Origin of the sequence: Synechococcus sp. R5-12 (assembly GCF_047502655.1) — a bacterium.
Taxonomy (GTDB): Bacteria; Cyanobacteriota; Cyanobacteriia; order Thermostichales; family Thermostichaceae; genus Thermostichus.
In genome coordinates this window covers 1-16,502 of the sequence record NZ_JANSIM010000071.1, presented here as the reverse complement: position 1 = coordinate 16,502, position 16,502 = coordinate 1, and the positions used below count along the sequence as shown (strand labels likewise).

The window sequence follows — 16,502 nt, the reverse complement described above, 5'->3', positions numbered from 1 at the left end:
CCCGCTCCGTACCGCTTAGCGGTCGGAGTCGGGTAGTTTACGCACAAATGCGGGGCAAAGGTGCAGGCGCCGAGGTCACCTGCAGCAATCGGGGGATGCGGCTGCTGTCGTAGATGCGAAATTCTTTTTCCAAGATGGCTTTTTCGTCGCGCACCGCCTGGTTCAATACGATGGATCCCTCTGGATCGGAGACGGAACGGTGAAAAGTGCCGGGAGGAATGCGCAAAATGCCTCGGTTCGCTTCCAGGCGCACAATATGGAAGGGATCCCTCCAGCTAAAATTCACCAGGTAAAACGTCCGTCCGCCCCATAGAGCCAGTAGGTTGTCCTCTTGGTGTGGATGCATATAAAACTGCCAATAGCCCTGAGGATTATTGGGGGGACTGATGGCCGGCCCATCGTGGTAAACCAAATCGCGGGCGTTGGATCGCGCAACCGTGATGTCGAAAAAGCGCACGCCGGGAGTATCTCGAAATTGATGGAATGGCAGCAGGGCAAACATGGATCTCGACATAGGGACACTTGACCAACGACAGGAAGATAAAGAGGTTTTCACACTGTTTCCCGCTGTTTCGCAGTGTGAAGGGGAAGCTATGTCGTAGTTTAGTCAGGTGCGGCGGAGGGTTCAAACCTGAGATAGCATCACATCTATGCGCAGATCGAATAGATGGGATCCATGAACATCTCACAACTGCAAACCCTGGTGGCTGTGGTGGAGCGGGGAAATTTCAGCGATGCCGCTCTGCAATTGCACATTTCCCAGTCGGCGGTGAGCCGGGCCATTGCCAGCCTAGAGGAAGAATTGGGGGTGACTCTACTGGTGCGCGGTCGCTTTGGGGCGCGCCTAACCCCGGTGGGGGAGCGACTGCTGCGCCATGTCCGCAAAATGCTGCAACTGCGGGAACAAATGGATTATGAGGCCAACCTGGAAAAAGGGTTGCGGGGGGGAAATGTGCGAGTTGCCGCTTTTCGCAGTGCTGCAACCCATTTGCTGCCGCCGGTGATCGCCCGCTTCCGCCAACAATTTCCCCAGATTACCCTCACCCTTACAGAGGAAGATCCGGCCACTGTCGAACATCTGTTGCGATCGGGCCAGGTGGATATTGGTCTATTGCCTCTGCCGCGGGCTGGTGAGGATCTACAGACGTGGGAGATCGCCCGCGATGAGTTCATTGTGTTGGTTCCGCTGAGTTTTGGGCCCCTGCCGGAAACCCTGACCTGGGAGGATCTTTCCCGTTTTTCCTACATTCTCTACAACTACGCCGAATGCACCACCGCGGTGCGGAACCACTGGGAAGCCGCTCACCAAACCCTCAAGGTGGCCTACTTGGTGAAGGAAGACTCCACCATTGTGAACATGGTGGCACAGGGTCTGGGGGCTGCCATCTTGCCCCGCTTGGCCGCCATTCCCATTCCCGAAGGGATCCAGATCCGCCGGCTGCCGATCCCACTGGAGCGGGTGATCGGGGCTGCCGTTCTGGCCTCTGCGCTGCATCCGCCTGCAGTATTTGCCTTCCTGGAAGCCTTGCGGGGAAACCCATCCCAGTTGCCAAGTTAACATTGCATCGGGAGTACAAGGCAGCTTTGTTGACGCCACGCTCATCCATCCAGTGACGCAAGCATTGGTTGCGGACAAACTGGGCAGGGCCTCATCCAAGGCTTGGTATGGCGCTGGAGCGGCGTTGAGGAGTTTGGCTTCCCTGACCAGCATGGGTTTATTTCATTGCAGGTCTATATCATTGCAGGTCTATAGTCATTTCAAACTAGATTGAGACACCCCCGCTGCTGCCCAAACGTTCCACGCCGCTTCCACAATCACCTTTAGATCCTGTCCCAGAGGGAGAAAGGAGCTAGGAAGCAATGCAACGGAAACGTTTCATTCCTGTTTAAAATGACAACAACAGGGCAAAAACTGTCCTGGAAGGACGGGGCTTTAGACCCAGTTTTTGGGTAACGCAGTGAAAATCGGCGACCAATGTACGTTGGGGCAAGGCCAGCAGATCCTCCCCCGCCAATTTTTGAAAAGACTTGCCCACCCCAGTTACCTTGCCCTTCAAGTGCGATCACTACCCTATCTCCAATCGCGCCGAGGAGATAGAGTTCTCCAGCCGTTGAAAGGGGTGGCGGGAATTACAACGGTTTTTTGCCCAGACCACTTTCTATTGCCCAGCGGGCCAGTTCTGTGCGGTTGTGCAGGCCGGTTTTGCCCAGCATGTTGCTGACGTGGCTTTCGATGGTGCGCTGGCTCACCCCAAGAACTTCGGCAATCTCGCGGTTGGACAGGCCCCTGGCCACGTACTGGATCACCTTGGTTTCCGTTGGCGTAAGTTCAATTTCCCGATCCAGTTTTATGACCGGCTGAATGCCCACATTCTGCACTTGTAACAGGCGCTCGGTATGTTTGAGAGAAGACTCCACTTGCGCCACCAATTCTTCCGGCTCAAAGGGCTTGACCATGTAAACATCTGCCCCTGTGGTCAGGCCGCGCACCCGATCCGCCGTCTGCCCACGCGCCGACAGAAAAATCACGGGGATCCAGTCCGTAGCACTGTTGGAGCGAATGGTTTCCACAAAGGTGTAGCCATCCATCTCCGGCATCATCACATCGCAGATGATCAGGTCTGGTGTGAAATGGCGCATCGCTTCCAACCCCTCCAGACCGTTGCTCGCCGCCACCACTTCGTAGCCGCGAAACTCCAAGTAATCCTTTGCCAGAAGGATCAAGTTCGGATCGTCGTCGATGAGCAACAGTCGCTTTGGGTTGTCCACGGTTTACCTTTTGAGCGCTAAGCTAAAAAGTTTTAGGTGAAGAAATACGGAATCTCCTGTTTCCGTGACTTTCACTGTAGGGAAACGACTCTTGAGTACCACCCTTTTGCTTGCTCAATTGGGGAGCAGCCTATGGTAACTGTGCCTTACCCCTAGAGCCTAGGATATCACACATGGAAGTGGAAATACATACTTGGGAAACGTTGGCAACAGTACCTCTACGCAATTTAGGGACTCCAGTTGGTAACCTCATCCCAGGAACTTGGCAGAGCTGGCCTCTGCTCTGAAATCGCAGTGCCCAACACATAACCGCAATCTACCCAAAAATTTGTATCTCGTGTGTCTATATATCACATACCTATATGCTTAAGTACCGATATATCTAACATCTGCTACCTATTCAAGTGCCCGTATGTCTTCTGGCTGGGGTTTCCAGGTAGGCAGGCGGACAGAGCTGGTGGAGAATGGAAGAGAGCCTGCAATCTGACGACAGCCGACATAAGGAGAACGGGTGGAAAAGGGCACACTGGTAGAGTTTCGTTACAATAACGACCGTGTGTTGGCAGTGGTTCAGGGCACTGAGGGTAAGAAGAACCTACTGCTGGGGGTGCCTTCTGGGCAGGTTCATAGTGTTCACCCTCGCCAGATTACCTTTGCTTTGAACGGGGGATCCAGCTTCACGGCTTCCGACATTCCCGGCTTTTGGCAGGCGGTGCAGGCAAAGTTGGATCCCGAAAGTTTGGCGTTGGCCTGGGAACTGGTGCAGGAGGAGCGTCAGCCCCTGAGCTTGGCGGAGATGGCTCGGCTGTTGTTTTCTGATGATTCCCCGGTCTCCACCTATGCCGCCTACCGCCTCTTGAGCGAGGATCGCACCTACTTCAAGCAAAAGGGGGAGAGCTACGAACCCCGCACTCCGGCTCAGGTGAAGGAGATCCTCCATCAAATGGCCGTCGCCCAACAACGGCAGCAGGAACAAGCAGAGTTTGAGGCCCACCTGCGGGAGGCTCTGGCTCATCCCGGCCAAGGGTATCCCTGGACTCCTGCCGAGCGGGCCCGCCTGGAGGTGCTGGAACGCCTGGCCTTACAGGGAGCGGCGGCAGCCATTCGCAGCCACGAGGATCTCTCTTCCAATCTCAACCCGTCGGATCGGGAACGGGCCTCGCAACTGCTGGAGCTGATGGGGTTTCCTGACACTCCGCAGGGGGCCTTTGAGGCTTTGGTGGCTCTGGGGCTGTGGAGCCGCCACGAGAACCTGGCCCTGCGCCTCACCGGGATCCCAACCCAGTTCCCGAAGGCGGTGGAGCGATACACCCAAGCCCTGCTCAGCCAGCCTCCCTCTTTCTGGGATCCCCACCTGCGGCAGGATCTCACCCACCTCCACACCTACACCATCGATGATGCCAGCACCCGCGACATTGACGATGCCCTCAGCGTCGAGTTCTGGTCGGATGACGCGGTGAAGCTCTGGATCCACATCGCTGATCCCAGTTGTTGGGTGCAGTGGGGGGATCCCCTCGATTTGGAAGCCCGCAAGCGTGGCACCAGTGTCTATTTGCCGGAGCGGGTGATCCCGATGTTCCCGCCGGAGTTGTCCACTGGCCCGATGAGCTTGGTGCAGGGAGAGGTGCGGCCTGCCCTTAGCTTTGGCATTCTACTGGGATCCGACGGCCAGATCCGCGATTCCAAGATTTGCCTCAGCCAGATCAAAGTGACCTACCGCCTCACCTACGAAGATGCCGATGAAATGTTGGAGTTGGGGGCAGAGGCTCAACTGACAGCCATTGCCCGGGCAGCCCAGTGGCGTTATGGGTGGCGCATGGCTCAGGGGGCCATTCAGATCGGCCTGCCGGAGCAAGATATCAAGGTCATCGACGAGATCCCCCACCTCCGGGTAATCGAGGATACTCCTGCGCGGCAGATGGTGGCGGAAATGATGGTGCTCACCGGCGAGGTGGCGGCTCGCTTCGCCAGCCAAAATGGGATCCCGGTGCCCTATCGTCTGCAGCCGGCTCCCGACTTACCCCCACCCGAAGTGCTGGATAGGTACCCTCAGGGGCCGGTTCGGTCTTTTGCGATCATGCGCTGTCTATCGCGGGCGGAAGTAGCCACCCAGCCAGGGCGACATACAGGGCTGGGTCTCGATGCCTACTGTCAGGTTACCTCCCCGATTCGGCGCTACCTGGACTTGGTGGCCCACTACCAGATCAAGGCCTTTTTGCGCGGGGATCCCTTGCCCTTGACGGAGGCGGATGTGCAGCAGTTGCTGGTGGGGATTGAGCCGGGCACCGTAGAGGCCAACCAGGTGGAGCGGAAATCCAAGCGCTACTGGAGCATCGAATACCTGCGCCTGCGACCGGGGCAAACTTGGCGGGCCTTGGTCTTGGGCTACCTGCGCGAGCAGGAAAACTTGGTGTTGGCCATGCTGGATGAGATTGCCTTTCGGGTACCGGTGCGCCTAGAACGCCAAACTCCTCTGGGGGCTTGGATCGAGTTGGAAGTTGTGCAGGCGGATCCCCGTGCGGATGTGATCGAGCTGCGCGAGGTGGGACGAGAGGCGGCCATGTGCGGATAGATGCACCTTAACCTGCTGCTCACCCAATCTGCGCGGATAGCTGATACAACAGAGGGGGAAGTCTCAAAAGTCTGGATCGTGAATTTTCTTTAGGAGGGATCCCATGACTGCACGACCTTCCGGCCCACCTCCAATCGTTTACATTCTTTTGTTCGCGATACTGGGAGGCGGCGGCTGGTATGCCTATCGTTCCGGCCTGTTGGACTCATTCCTGAATAGAGGGAACACGCCTCCTATCCCCAGCCAGATTCCAGCTGCCCGGCCCCAAGCCCCAACAGCGCCCAACCCCCCTCAGGCCCAGGTACCCAACCCGCCTGCCAACGCCGTTAATCTGGATACTTCTCTGCCCAACCCAGCAGTGCTCCAGATGGATGGCAGCGTCACGATGATCCGGATCGTCTTTGCCCTGAAGGGAGGCTACACCCAGCGCAACCCCGGCATTCCCCTCACCTATGGGATCCCGGATGGCAAGCCCAATGGATCCAATGCCGGCCTGAAGGCCCTGATGGAAGGTCGCATCCAGATGGCCGCTAGCTCCCGCCCCCTCAATGCCAGCGAAGTGCAGGCGGGTCTACAGGCGATCCCGGTGGCCAAAGATGCCCTGGCGGTGGCGGTGGGGGTGAACAACCCCTACAAAGGAGGACTGACGCTGCAGCAATTGGCCGATATCTTCCAGGGTCGGATCACCAATTGGAGCCAGGTGGGCGGCCCGGATCGGCGGATTCGGGTCCTCAATCGCGCCCCCCAGAGCGGCACCTACAGCGTTTTCCAAGAACTCGTGTTGTTGGGGCTGCCCTTCGCTCCCGATAACCCTCCCTACTTCACCACCGCCACAGAAGATGTCACCACCCCGCTGCTGCGGGCTTTGGGAGAAGATGGCATCACCTACAGCACTGTCGATCAGGTGCAAAACCAGCAAACGGTGCGGATTGTGCCCATCGACGGCCAGATGCCCACCCGTGAGGCCATCCAGAGGGGCAGCTACCCCTTGGCGCGGAATGTGTTTTTGGTGGCACCTCAGAGGACTAGCCCTGTGGTGGCCGATTTCATCAACTACGCGCTCTCGGATCAAGGCCAGCAAATCATTGGCCGCACTGAGTTCATCCCCCTCCGATAGCAACCCAAAAATAGCATCTGAGATAGCCGCCGACAGCAAGCGCAGCGATATCTCTGGGCTTTTCCAGAAGACGCCTTCCACCTGCTCCTATTCAAGGCACTTAGTCGTTTCAGGTTAGAGTGAGGCGCCTGAGCTATTGAGAAAAGCCTTTGGCCGCGTGCGTTCAACGTTTTAGGGGTGGGTGCAGCGTCCTAGTTTGAATCCAAATGACCCTAGATGTTAGAGAGGGGGCCCTAATTTTCACCAAAGTTCAATTTTTCAGTTCTCTCGGCGCACAGCGCTCTCATGCCACTTGCCCAACACCCGGTCGGATAGAGCACTCAAGGAAATAAAGATCAGGATCCCCAAGCCGGTGACCAAGATCAAGGCCGCAAACATGCGGGGCACCTGCAGGTTGAAGCTGGAGATCAAGATCTGGTAGGCGATCCCGGCCCGCTGCCCGCCAGTACCGGCAACAAACTCCGCCACCACCGCCCCAATCAAAGAGAGGCCACCGCTGATGCGCAGGCCCCCCATGAAATAGGGCATGGCACTGGGTAGCCGCAAGTAGATCAACGTTTGCCAGCGGTTGGCCTTGTACAGTTGGAACAGGTTGAGCAGGTTGTGATCGACGCTGTTCAGCCCCAGAGTGGTGTTGGAAAGAATCGGGAAAAAAGCCACAATCCAGGCGCACACCACCATCGCGGCAAAGGTGTTGTTGCGCAGCCAAATGATGATCAGCGGGGCGATGGAGACAATGGGCATCGTCTGTAAAATCACCGCATAGGGGAAAAAGCTGCGCTCAATCCACTTGCTCTGGGTGAACACAATCGCGACCAAAAGCCCCGACACTGTGGCAGCCAAAAAGGCCACCACCGTAATTTGCACAGTGATCAACAGGGAAGGAAAAAGCGTTCCCCAGTCGCGGATGAGGGTTTGCACCACCAAAATCGGCCCCGGCAAGAGGTAGTGGGGCACTCCCGTTACCCGCACCGCCACTTCCCAGCCCACCAAGAAGAGGATCCCGACGATAAGGGGGGCAATCACTTCCAGGTTGAACCAACGGCCCAGATTCAACCCCTTTGCAGGCACCCCTGAGCCGGCACTCGGTATGTCTGCCTCATCCGTGGGTTGGGATCCGAGTTTTTCTCCAACTGCGCCGGTCAGCTTGGGCAGAGACCAATCCGGCCAATGGAGAGGCCAGCTCTCCCCCAAGCCAACAAGGGATCCCAGCCAGCGGCGCAATGGGTCGAGAAGGTGGACAAACGGGTCGAACATATCGTGAAGTTGAGATACGCAATAGAGAGTCAAGGGAGCACTGTCAAGCAAGGGATCCCATCAGCGCAAACGTCCGGCAGAGAGGGGGCGCAAATAGGGGGGATCCTGAGCTGAGCCGTGCATAGCTTCCTGCAGACGGGCCGACACTTCACGGCAGTAGTTGTTGTAAAGGGAAGAGGTGCGAAAGTCTTCCGAGCGGGGATAGGGCGCATCGATGGGAATATCGGCTATCACCCGCCCTGGGCGAGCCGCCATCACCACCACGCGGTTGGACAGGTAGACGGCCTCGTAAATGTTGTGGGTAACGAAGAGCACCGTCCAGCGCTTTTCTTGCCACAGCTCCAACAGGTCGCTGTTCAACTTGCTGCGGGTGATTTCATCCAGAGCTCCGAAGGGTTCATCCATCAGCAACACCTGCGGCTTGGTTACCAGGGCGCGAGCAATGGAAACCCGCATGCGCATGCCGCCCGATAGCTCGCGGGGAAAACTGCGCTCAAACCCCTGCAGGCCCACCCGTTGTAGAGCTTCCAAGACATCTCGATCGGCTTTTGGCTTGGGCTCACCTGCCAACTTCAAGGGCAGACGCACATTGTCCATCACCGTTGCCCAAGGCATAAGGGCCGGTTCCTGAAACACAAAGGCCAACTTGGGCTCCCCCTGGGGGGCGTTCTTCTCAAAACTTTGCCCCCATTCGATAGAGCCTGTGGTCAGATGCCCCAGACCCGCCACCAACCGCAGCACCGTGCTTTTCCCACAGCCGGATGGCCCCACCAAGCTGACAAACTGCTCTTCTTGGATGGTTATATTCATGTCCTGCAAAGCCACCGTGCCATTGGAATAGACCTTGCTGACATGGTTGAGGGTAATGACAGGGGTGGGCATGGCTGGCAATTCCCGGAGCGGAGGAAGCACACACTTTCAAAATAACCCTCTCTGCCGCCTCTGCTTGGTAGGCGTAACTACAACTCTTTCCCTCAGAACCGGTTTCCAGAGAGTTTCTCACGGAAAGCTTGCGATGACCCAAATCGGAGCAGCAAGTCGGTATGATGTTGCCGACCACCCTCTGGCCAAGGAACACATGGGATCCCCATTTAAACCGGTTGCAGGTGCTGTTACAGCCCCGCGAGGATTTCGAGCCGCTGGAGTGGCCGCTGGCCTCAAGCCCTCAGGAGCTGCGGATCTGGCTTTGATCGTTTCCGAGTGCGATGCGGTTGGGGCAGGCGTTTTTACCACCAATCAGGTCAAAGCAGCCTGTGTTACCTACAACCAAGGGATCCTCGCCCAACAGCAGCCGGTGCGGGCCATCCTCTGCAATGCTGGGCAAGCCAATGCCTGTACCGGAGAAGAAGGAGAGCGCAACAATGCCCAACTGGCCCTCTGGGTGGCAGAACGGTTGGGGATCCCGGCCCATCAGGTGCTCACGGCCTCCACAGGGGTCATCGGGCGACAACTGGAAATGCCGAAAATCCAAGCAGCCCTGCCCGGCCTTATCGACAGCCTCTCTCCAGAGGGGGGGGAGAGCGCCGCCCGCGCCATCATCACCACCGACTTGGTGACCAAAAGCGTTGCCCTGCAAGCTGAGATCGACGGGTACACCGTCAGGGTCGGGGGCATTGCCAAGGGATCCGGCATGATCCACCCCAACTTGGCCACGATGCTGGCTTTTTTAACCTGTGACGCGGCTGTGGATCCCCGCCTGTGGCAGCAGATCCTCAAGCAAGCTGCTGACCTCAGCTTTAACCAAATCACGGTGGATGGGGATACCAGCACCAACGACATGCTCTTGGCTCTGGCCAACGGCCAAAGTGGGATCCCAACCCTGCAAGCCGGCACAGAAGCTGCCCAGACTTTGGCGGAGATGGTCAACCAAGTTTGCATTCATCTGGCCAAGGCCATTGCCCGCGATGGGGAAGGAGCTACCAAGCTGCTGGAAATTCGGGTGTGTGGGGCTGTGGATGATGCGGCAGCCCGACACATGGCCCGTGTGATCGCCAGCTCTCCCTTGGTGAAGGCGGCAGCTTTTGGCAACGATCCCAACTGGGGACGGGTGGCAGCCGCCGCCGGACGGGCCGGGATCCCCTTCGACAGCCGCCGGTTGGATATCCGTCTGGGGGATTTTCTGCTCATGCAGGCGGGAATGCCCCTGGCTTTCGATCGCAAGGCGGCCTCTGAGTACTTGAAAGGGGATCCGGTGACCTTTACCGTGGATCTCCATCAGGGATCCGGCCAGGGCGTGGCCTGGGGCTGCGATCTCAGCTACGATTACGTGCGCATCAACGCCGAATACACCACCTAACGGGGGATCCCAACCATGACCACCGAATCGAACGCAAATAACGGCTTTTCTACCGAAGCCCAAGCGGCTCTGGCCAAGGAAGCGAGGCTTTCCCTATCCGGCTGGCAACAATGAGTCGAGGCTTAGCCTTGGTTTCATGCCACCAACATCCGCAACGCACCGGCCCACAACCTGGTGCAACTGGGCATTGGCGGCTGGCAAGTGCCACGGCAAGGGGTGAAGGTGTGCCGGGAGCGGGCCACCCACATCCTCACCGTTACCGACATCACCGAAATGGGCTTGGATGCAGCCGCCGATTTCGCCCTCGAAAAAGCTCTAGACGGCACCGATTGTGTGTACATCAGCTTCGATATCGACTGCATCGATGCCGGCTTTGTACCCGGTACAGGCTGGCCAGAGCCGGGTGGGCTGCTGCCGCGGGAAGCGCTCTACTTGCTCAAGCGCATTGTGCGGGAAGCACCGATCTGTGGCCTGGAGGTGGTGGAAGTCTCTCCCCCCTACGACATTAGCGATATCACAGCTCTAATGGCCACCCGAGTTATTTGCGATACGCTGGCCCATTTGGTGGTATCTGGGCAACTGCCGCGCCGAGAGAAGCCCGCCTACATCCACCCGGAGGCGACGCCAGAAATGGCCGGCGACTGGAGGTAAGAGATGCACGAGACCGACATGACCCGCGCCTTGATCCAAACACTACGTGACTGGTGGCAAAGTCAGCCGGGACAGCCTCAGATCGCTCGGGTGCACCTGGTGGTAGGACAGTTCACCTGTGTAGAGCCGGCCAGCCTAACCTTTGCCTATGCCGCACAAACCCAGGGTACTTTCCTACAGGGATCCCAGTTGGTCATCCGGGAAACGCCGCTCATTGCCTATTGCCATCCCTGCGGCCAAGAATACAAGCCAGAAATAGGCCGGCGCTATGCTTGCCCCAACTGCGGATCCCCGATGGAAGAGATTCGCTCGGGCCGAGAGCTGAAAATTGACTACATCGAAATTGACTACATCGAATGTTCAACAAACTTCACCCCACCGGCGCAACCAGAAGTCGCCTAGGCCGCTCCAAAGCTAAGTCCCAGAAGGACAGCTGCTCCCAAGCTGAGGATGAACATCAAGCCGGCAGGCATTAACGTTCGGGTTTTGCGGTAGCGCAGGGCGAATACGATAGATCCCAGCACTGTCGTCCCCAGGCCCAAGCCCAGCCCCCAGCGGGGATCCACCCCCAGCAGCCCATAGCTGACTCCGCTGAGGGCGGCCCCAACCAGCCCCCCGATGAGAGACTTGGAGCTTTTGCCTTTGCTATAGCCGATTGCTCCGCCCACCAAAAGCAGTGCCCCGTAGACCAGCAAGGTGATTTGTGCGGCCAGCATGATGGGAAAACCTTGTCCTCTCTAGGTTTAATCCACGAGGATATCGCGAATCAAGGGCAAGCGAATGCTGATGTAGCGATTGAGAATTGAGGCATCGACACTGCTGAGGGCGTGTTTTTTCTGACAGGCGCTCAGAAGCAGGTTCACCAAGTCATCGTCACGCTTTGTGAGCCAATCTGGCCTGCCAATCTCGCTGACCAAAGACCAAAACTGGCGTACCATTTCAGGAGTCATGGCATCCATTTTGTGGAGATAGGGGCTGAACTGCAAAAGAATGGTCTAGGCCATCGATTCGATTCTAGAAAAAAGACCTCATCCCCGAGGACAATATTTCAGCTCCGTCACAACTTAGGATAAGATGTTATGCTTTCCCACAAAGCTCAGCAAGCAGTGCCCCTTCTGGCTTTGTGAGGATCTTAGGAAGGTAAACTGGCAACTCCTGACATATATCAACATTAGGCGTTAAAAAACGATGATTCCTGTCAAAATCTCGACATCAGCATCAGAAGGTTCACAAGCCCCCTTATCCAAGCTGTAAGACAGGGAATCTGGGCGAGCAGGGACTAGCGCAAGGCGTACTGTAACCTATAGGCTCCTTCTTCTCGTGGCTTATGGGTGTTGGCCCGCAGGGTATAAGTGCCGGTGCGGGGCAGAAAGGCAATCATCAGAGCATCGGTTCCACCCCCTTGGTCATCATCCCAAGCCCTGACTTCTCCACTGGGATCCAGCAGCTGCAAAAAGGCATCGAAATCGGAGCTGGTCATGGAAGCGATCAGGATCTGGCCGGCGCGGGCGGCAATGGGATATTCGTCCATCCAACTGCCATCCTCGGGATGCTGAAGGGATCCCTCCTGCAGACGGCCCGATAGGCTTTCCTGCCAATCTACCTGGGTGAGGATATAGGTGAGCCGGTAGTTGCCGGTGGATTCCGGCTCAAAGCTGGTGGCCCGCAGGGTATAGGTGCCTCCCTCCGGCAGACGCACTGCCAACAGGGCATTCACATCCAGGCCAGAGTCATCGTCAAAGCCAATCACCCGCCCTTGGCCGTCCACCAGCTCCAGATAAGCATCAAAATCTTCGCTCTCTAGGGCCGCAATTAAAATCTGCCCCGGCTCAGCGGTGACGGGGATCCCATCCCAAAAGCTGCCGTACTGGCGGCTGACTTGATCTCCCACCTCCAGCGCTCCCGTCACGGTTTGGCTGCCTCTCCACAGAGCAGAACGGGTCAGCGCAGATCCCACCGGCAAGCCTCTCTCTCCCACCCGATCCAGCAGCCGACAGCCGCCGGCCAACCCCAATGCCACCAGAGCCAGAGTCAAACGGGATCCCCAACGGCGAGGAGATGCGCAAGAACGATACCAGCTCAACATCGGAAGGGATCCCTCTCTGAAGAATGGCCACTGTGGACTGATCCTACCCCCTGATTGAGGGAAAAGGTTGGCCAGAGACGACAACTTCTGCCAACTTCGTGCTGAGTTTTGAGGTTGTTGGCTTGCCCCTTCCTTGCTGTTTCAGCCGAGAGCAAACTGTTGGCCTACAGGGTTTCCCAAGCTTGCAAGACGGCTTCTAGGGCCAGCCGCCCATGGTAGAGATGGGTTCCCCCCTGCAAGTAGACGGTGTAGGGATCCCGCATCGGCCCATCGGCAGACAGCTCGGCGCTGCTCCCGGCAATAAAGGTGCCTGCTGCCATCACCACCGGGTCTGCATAACCGGGCATCACCTCCGGAACTGGGGTGAGGTAGGAATCCACAGGAGAACTGTTTTGAATGGCGTGGCAAAAGGCCTGCAGCTTTTGCGGGGATCCCAATTGAATGGCCTGGATGATATCGGTGCGAGGAGCTTGAGGCAGAGGCGAGACCGGGTAGCCCAGATCAGAAAACACCTGCGCCGCCAGATGGGCGATCTTCACCGCTTCGGCCACCATCTGCGGGGCCAAGAACAAGCCTTGAAACAGAAGGCGGTTGAGATCTAGAGTTGCCCCCCCCTCCGAACCAATGCCCGGAGCCGTTAACCGACAAGCGGCTTGCTCCACCAGCTCTGCCCGCCCGGCCACATAGCCCCCTGCGGGAACAAGGGTGCCCCCCGGATTTTTGATCAGGGATCCGGCAATCAGATCTGCGCCCACATGGGTTGGCTCCTGGGTTTCCACAAATTCGCCGTAGCAATTGTCCACAAAAACCACAACTTCGGGGTTTTGCGCTTTGACCATTTGGATCATCTCGGCAATCTGGGCAATGGAAAAGCTGGGCCGCCAATCGTAGCCACAGGACCGCTGAATGTGAACCAAGCGGGTTTGCGGTCTGAGGGCGGTTTTCAGGGCCTGCCAATCGACAGTTCCCTCCCGCAAATCCAACTGGCGGTAACCGATGCCAAACTCCCGTAGGGATCCCCGCCCGGAACCCCGCAGGCCGATAACCTCCTCAAGGGTGTCGTAAGGGGGGCCGGTAATCGCCAGCAGCTCATCCCCCGGACGCAGCACCCCAAACAAAGCACAGGCAATGGCATGGGTACCAGACACCATCTGCAGCCGCACCACTGCTGCCTCACAGCCCATAATCTGGGCAAACACCCGATCCAAAACCTGCCGCCCCTGGTCGTCGTGGCCATACCCCGACACCCCGGCAAAGTGATGGGATCCCACCCGCTGGTCGCGAAAGGCCCGCAGCACCCGCGCCAGGTTCTCTCTGAGGGTCTTCTCCACCGCCTGAAACTGCTCCTGTAGAGCCTCTTCTGCTCTGTCTAAAAGCTCTGCCGCCTTCAACGGGATCCCTCCGCCCACCCAGTCTGCCCCACCTTTTGCACACCAAGCTGGTTTCGAGGGTAGCATTTCAGCCACCCCGGAAAGAGTTGGCCTTCTCCCCACCGCTCCTCAAGGTGACTGCAGCGGCAGAACCGAGTTCCAAGTTCTTATGTACTTATGTAGCTCTCCGATAGAAACCTTACAGCATGGAACAGTGAACAACAGGCTTGTCAAAGCTAATACCGACAACAACACCATCTCTCAAGTCGAAAGCCTCATATTGATAAAAAATCGATAAAAAGCTTAATTTATATCAATATCCCTTCATTTTTGCTGTCAATGGCTATCCAATCAAGATGCTGCTAGGCTGTAGGATAATACCAACATACCCTGGAGGAAAGCTGAAGCATCTGGATTGCCGAGCTTATGGGCAATACGGCCCACCTTCAGTCTCTCAAAAACAGGTCAGAGTTAGAGACATTGTTTAACCAACTCAAAATCCAGCTCAGGAAGATTTTTAGCAGGCTAGATCTGTCTATGGGTTTGATGATAGATTTGGCTTTTGACTGAGGAACTTGCAACTTAAACTCTAAAAAACCTTTCCCAAAGACACTCAACACAGCCAATAGAAGTGCATGTCTTGCAGGGCGGGGATCCCGCTTCTCTACAGAGCTCCTGCGATTCGGGAAAATCTGGAATTCAACATCTCTGAAACATTAAGAGAGCCTAAATTTATTCTTAACCTCTGGCAGAGATCCTTGAGCGAGATGTTAACCTAGACTTAACCCAAGAGGTTAGTGCCACTCCCAAAGCCGATCTGCTCACCCTTGATGACAGGGCTCCATTTTTGCCAATTAAAGGGCTGACGTCGCCTGTGAGCTGGGATCGCTTTCCAGAGTTAGAGGGATCCCGGGTGGGGATGAGGCGCTATCTCAGGTATAAACCGACATGACTGGGAGAGTCCTCATGACTAAGCTTGTGATCCAAGGGAAAAACGTCGAGATTACCGACGCCATCCGCAGCTACGTTCAAGAAAAAATTGAGCGTGCTGTCAGTCATTTTGCCCAGATCACCAGTGAGGTTGATGTCAATCTATCGGTAGCCCGCAACCCCCGTATCAGTGCCAGCCAATCTGCCGAAGTGACCGTCTACGCCAATGGCACCGTGATCCGGGCGGAAGAAAGCAGCGAAAACCTCTATGCCAGCATCGACCGTGTGGCCGACAAGCTGGCCCGCAAGTTGCGCAAATACAAAGAACGGAACGGCATTCACCGCGTCCGCCACACCCCCAAAACCTCCGTGGCAGTGGCCCAGCAGCCCGTCACCGATCCGCTAAATACGGAACGGCAAGCGGAGTTACCGGCAGAGGTGGTGCGCACCAAGTACTTCGCCATGCCACCCATGACGGTTCAGGAAGCGTTGCACCAGTTGGAGCTAGTGGATCACGACTTCTACGTTTTCCGCAATATCGAAAATGGCGAGATCAACGTTATCTACGTCCGCAACCATGGCGGCTATGGCCTGATCCGCCCCCGCTAAGGCTTGGTGAAGATGCGTGGTGAGCTCTCCTCCCAACTTACTTCTCCAGGATCCAGCGGCACTTTCTATCTGTTGCTACAGCTCACCGATTCTGCCCTGCCGATTGGGGCTTATTCCCACTCCTGGGGCTTGGAAGCTGCCGTTCAAGCGGGTCAACTTCGCGATCGGGCTGGGGTGCAGCAGTACCTGTTGGGGGTTTTGCACATGGGCTTAGCCCCCACCGAGGGCAGAGCCTGTGCCTTGGCCCATCGTCTATCCCGATTGGGATCCGAGTCGGGAGTGGAGAAGCTGCAGCAACAGCTGCAAGCAACCCGTTGGGCGGCAGAGCCGCGCCAAGCCAGCCTAGATTTGGGGAAACGCCTAGCTCAACTGGCAGAACGCACCTGGGGAATCTCTGTCCCCAAGGCAGAGGGGGATCCACTGCATCATTCCGTGGTGTTTGGCTGGATCTGCGCTCAGGCGGGCATTGGGTTGGAAGATACCCTGCGTGCCTTCTTGTTCTCCTCCCTCACTGGGCTGGTCTCGGCAGCGGTGCGTCTGGTACCTTTGGGGCATACCGAGGGGCAAAGCCTATTGGCTCAGTTGTACGAGCCCATCGAGGCAGTGGTACACCAAGAGATCCTGCCGGTTGTGAAGCGGGCCGAAAGGCCAAACCTCTCCCTCGGCTGGCCGCCCCTAAGCAGCTTCACCCCTCTACAAGAACGGGATTGTCAAGCCCACCAACACCTCTATTCCCGCCTTTTTCAATCTTGAAAGCCGTCAACCCTCACCCCTAAACCCTTCTCCCAGAGGGAGAGGGGAGTTCAGCTAGAAATCGCAGGAGCCCCGCACTGTACCCGTAGGGT

The 16,502-nt window shown here is 57.2% G+C and carries 15 protein-coding genes and 1 pseudogene; 8 read left to right on the top strand and 8 right to left on the bottom strand.

Going from position 1 to position 16,502, the window contains the following annotated elements; all coding sequences use genetic code 11:
• Positions 1-37: 37 nt before the first annotated feature.
• The gene (locus tag NW843_RS04460) at positions 38-502 is read right to left on the bottom strand and encodes a redox protein (protein WP_414343843.1); all 465 of its coding nucleotides are present in this window, start codon (positions 500-502) and stop codon (positions 38-40) included.
• A gap of 174 nt (positions 503-676) precedes the next feature.
• On the opposite strand from NW843_RS04460, the gene NW843_RS04455 reads away from it, so the two are divergent.
• Positions 677-1,558, top strand: coding sequence for a LysR family transcriptional regulator (locus NW843_RS04455; RefSeq protein ID WP_011434114.1), 882 nt, complete (start codon positions 677-679; stop codon positions 1,556-1,558).
• A gap of 572 nt (positions 1,559-2,130) precedes the next feature.
• On the opposite strand, the gene NW843_RS04450 is transcribed toward NW843_RS04455, so the two are convergent.
• Positions 2,131-2,769: a response regulator transcription factor gene (locus NW843_RS04450; RefSeq protein ID WP_414522224.1), complete on the bottom strand. Its 639-nt coding sequence runs from the start codon at positions 2,767-2,769 to the stop codon at positions 2,131-2,133.
• Between the two features lie 511 nt (positions 2,770-3,280).
• On the opposite strand from NW843_RS04450, the gene NW843_RS04445 reads away from it, so the two are divergent.
• Both NW843_RS04445 and NW843_RS04440 read left to right on the top strand, forming a co-directional pair.
• Positions 3,281-5,341, top strand: coding sequence for a ribonuclease catalytic domain-containing protein (locus NW843_RS04445; RefSeq protein ID WP_414522223.1), 2,061 nt, complete (start codon positions 3,281-3,283; stop codon positions 5,339-5,341).
• A 103-nt stretch (positions 5,342-5,444) separates the two neighbouring features.
• Positions 5,445-6,458: a phosphate ABC transporter substrate-binding protein gene (locus NW843_RS04440; RefSeq protein WP_414522222.1), complete on the top strand. Its 1,014-nt coding sequence runs from the start codon at positions 5,445-5,447 to the stop codon at positions 6,456-6,458.
• 258 nt (positions 6,459-6,716) lie between these two features.
• Here the strand turns inward: NW843_RS04440 and NW843_RS04435 are convergent, their stop codons facing one another.
• Together NW843_RS04435 and NW843_RS04430 are read right to left on the bottom strand one after the other, a co-directional pair.
• The gene (locus NW843_RS04435) at positions 6,717-7,715 is read right to left on the bottom strand and encodes an ABC transporter permease (RefSeq protein ID WP_414522221.1); all 999 of its coding nucleotides are present in this window, start codon (positions 7,713-7,715) and stop codon (positions 6,717-6,719) included.
• Between the two features lie 60 nt (positions 7,716-7,775).
• Complete coding sequence (locus NW843_RS04430) at positions 7,776-8,597, bottom strand: ABC transporter ATP-binding protein (RefSeq protein WP_414522220.1); 822 nt, start codon at positions 8,595-8,597, stop codon at positions 7,776-7,778.
• 196 nt (positions 8,598-8,793) lie between these two features.
• Here NW843_RS04430 and argJ point away from each other — a divergent pair, with 196 nt between their 5' ends.
• The 3 genes and pseudogenes from argJ (at position 8,794) to hypA (ending at position 11,064) form a co-directional block, all read left to right on the top strand.
• A complete protein-coding gene (gene argJ, locus NW843_RS04425) occupies positions 8,794-10,011 on the top strand; it encodes a bifunctional glutamate N-acetyltransferase/amino-acid acetyltransferase ArgJ (RefSeq protein WP_414522225.1) in 1,218 nt (405 codons plus the stop codon).
• A 126-nt stretch (positions 10,012-10,137) separates the two neighbouring features.
• Positions 10,138-10,662: pseudogene (locus tag NW843_RS04420) on the top strand (arginase family protein); the annotation flags it as partial.
• A gap of 3 nt (positions 10,663-10,665) precedes the next feature.
• A complete protein-coding gene (gene hypA / locus NW843_RS04415; protein ID WP_011434106.1) occupies positions 10,666-11,064 on the top strand; it encodes a hydrogenase maturation nickel metallochaperone HypA in 399 nt (132 codons plus the stop codon).
• On the opposite strand, the gene NW843_RS04410 is transcribed toward hypA, so the two are convergent.
• The 4 genes from NW843_RS04410 to NW843_RS04395 all read right to left on the bottom strand — a co-directional run bounded on the left by NW843_RS04410 (position 11,061) and on the right by NW843_RS04395 (position 14,205).
• On the bottom strand, positions 11,061-11,378 hold the full coding sequence (locus tag NW843_RS04410; RefSeq protein WP_011434105.1) for a TMEM14 family protein: 318 nt from the start codon (positions 11,376-11,378) through the stop codon (positions 11,061-11,063). The genes hypA and NW843_RS04410 overlap by 4 nt on opposite strands.
• 27 nt (positions 11,379-11,405) lie before the next feature.
• Entirely contained in the window at positions 11,406-11,612 is a 207-nt protein-coding gene (locus tag NW843_RS04405) for a hypothetical protein (protein WP_238376795.1), read from the bottom strand.
• Between the two features lie 329 nt (positions 11,613-11,941).
• The gene (locus NW843_RS04400; RefSeq protein ID WP_414329052.1) at positions 11,942-12,748 is read right to left on the bottom strand and encodes a PPC domain-containing protein; all 807 of its coding nucleotides are present in this window, start codon (positions 12,746-12,748) and stop codon (positions 11,942-11,944) included.
• 164 nt (positions 12,749-12,912) lie between these two features.
• Positions 12,913-14,205, bottom strand: coding sequence for an aminotransferase class I/II-fold pyridoxal phosphate-dependent enzyme (locus NW843_RS04395; protein ID WP_369791756.1), 1,293 nt, complete (start codon positions 14,203-14,205; stop codon positions 12,913-12,915).
• Between the two features lie 879 nt (positions 14,206-15,084).
• On the opposite strand from NW843_RS04395, the gene hpf reads away from it, so the two are divergent.
• Both hpf and NW843_RS04385 read left to right on the top strand, forming a co-directional pair.
• Positions 15,085-15,657, top strand: coding sequence for a ribosome hibernation-promoting factor, HPF/YfiA family (gene hpf, locus NW843_RS04390; protein ID WP_011434101.1), 573 nt, complete (start codon positions 15,085-15,087; stop codon positions 15,655-15,657).
• A gap of 12 nt (positions 15,658-15,669) precedes the next feature.
• Positions 15,670-16,410 (top strand): urease accessory protein UreF, encoded by a 741-nt coding sequence (locus NW843_RS04385; RefSeq protein WP_414352004.1) that lies wholly within the window; start codon positions 15,670-15,672, stop codon positions 16,408-16,410.
• Positions 16,411-16,502: the final 92 nt, after the last annotated feature.

Bases quoted from the DNA above. Each gene is read 5' to 3' on its own strand.
- NW843_RS04455 (WP_011434114.1), top strand. From the start codon at position 677: ATGAACATCTCACAACTGCAAACCCTGGTGGCTGTGGTGGAGCGGGGA.
- NW843_RS04430 (WP_414522220.1), bottom strand. From the start codon at position 8,597: ATGCCCACCCCTGTCATTACCCTCAACCATGTCAGCAAGGTCTATTCC.
- argJ (WP_414522225.1), top strand. From the start codon at position 8,794: ATGGGATCCCCATTTAAACCGGTTGCAGGTGCTGTTACAGCCCCGCGA.
- NW843_RS04440 (WP_414522222.1), top strand. From the start codon at position 5,445: ATGACTGCACGACCTTCCGGCCCACCTCCAATCGTTTACATTCTTTTG.
- NW843_RS04435 (WP_414522221.1), bottom strand. From the start codon at position 7,715: ATGTTCGACCCGTTTGTCCACCTTCTCGACCCATTGCGCCGCTGGCTG.
- NW843_RS04410 (WP_011434105.1), bottom strand. From the start codon at position 11,378: ATGCTGGCCGCACAAATCACCTTGCTGGTCTACGGGGCACTGCTTTTG.
- NW843_RS04460 (WP_414343843.1), bottom strand. From the start codon at position 502: ATGTTTGCCCTGCTGCCATTCCATCAATTTCGAGATACTCCCGGCGTG.
- NW843_RS04395 (WP_369791756.1), bottom strand. From the start codon at position 14,205: ATGCTACCCTCGAAACCAGCTTGGTGTGCAAAAGGTGGGGCAGACTGG.
- NW843_RS04385 (WP_414352004.1), top strand. From the start codon at position 15,670: ATGCGTGGTGAGCTCTCCTCCCAACTTACTTCTCCAGGATCCAGCGGC.
- hpf (WP_011434101.1), top strand. From the start codon at position 15,085: ATGACTAAGCTTGTGATCCAAGGGAAAAACGTCGAGATTACCGACGCC.
- NW843_RS04400 (WP_414329052.1), bottom strand. From the start codon at position 12,748: ATGTTGAGCTGGTATCGTTCTTGCGCATCTCCTCGCCGTTGGGGATCC.
- NW843_RS04405 (WP_238376795.1), bottom strand. From the start codon at position 11,612: ATGACTCCTGAAATGGTACGCCAGTTTTGGTCTTTGGTCAGCGAGATT.
- hypA (WP_011434106.1), top strand. From the start codon at position 10,666: ATGCACGAGACCGACATGACCCGCGCCTTGATCCAAACACTACGTGAC.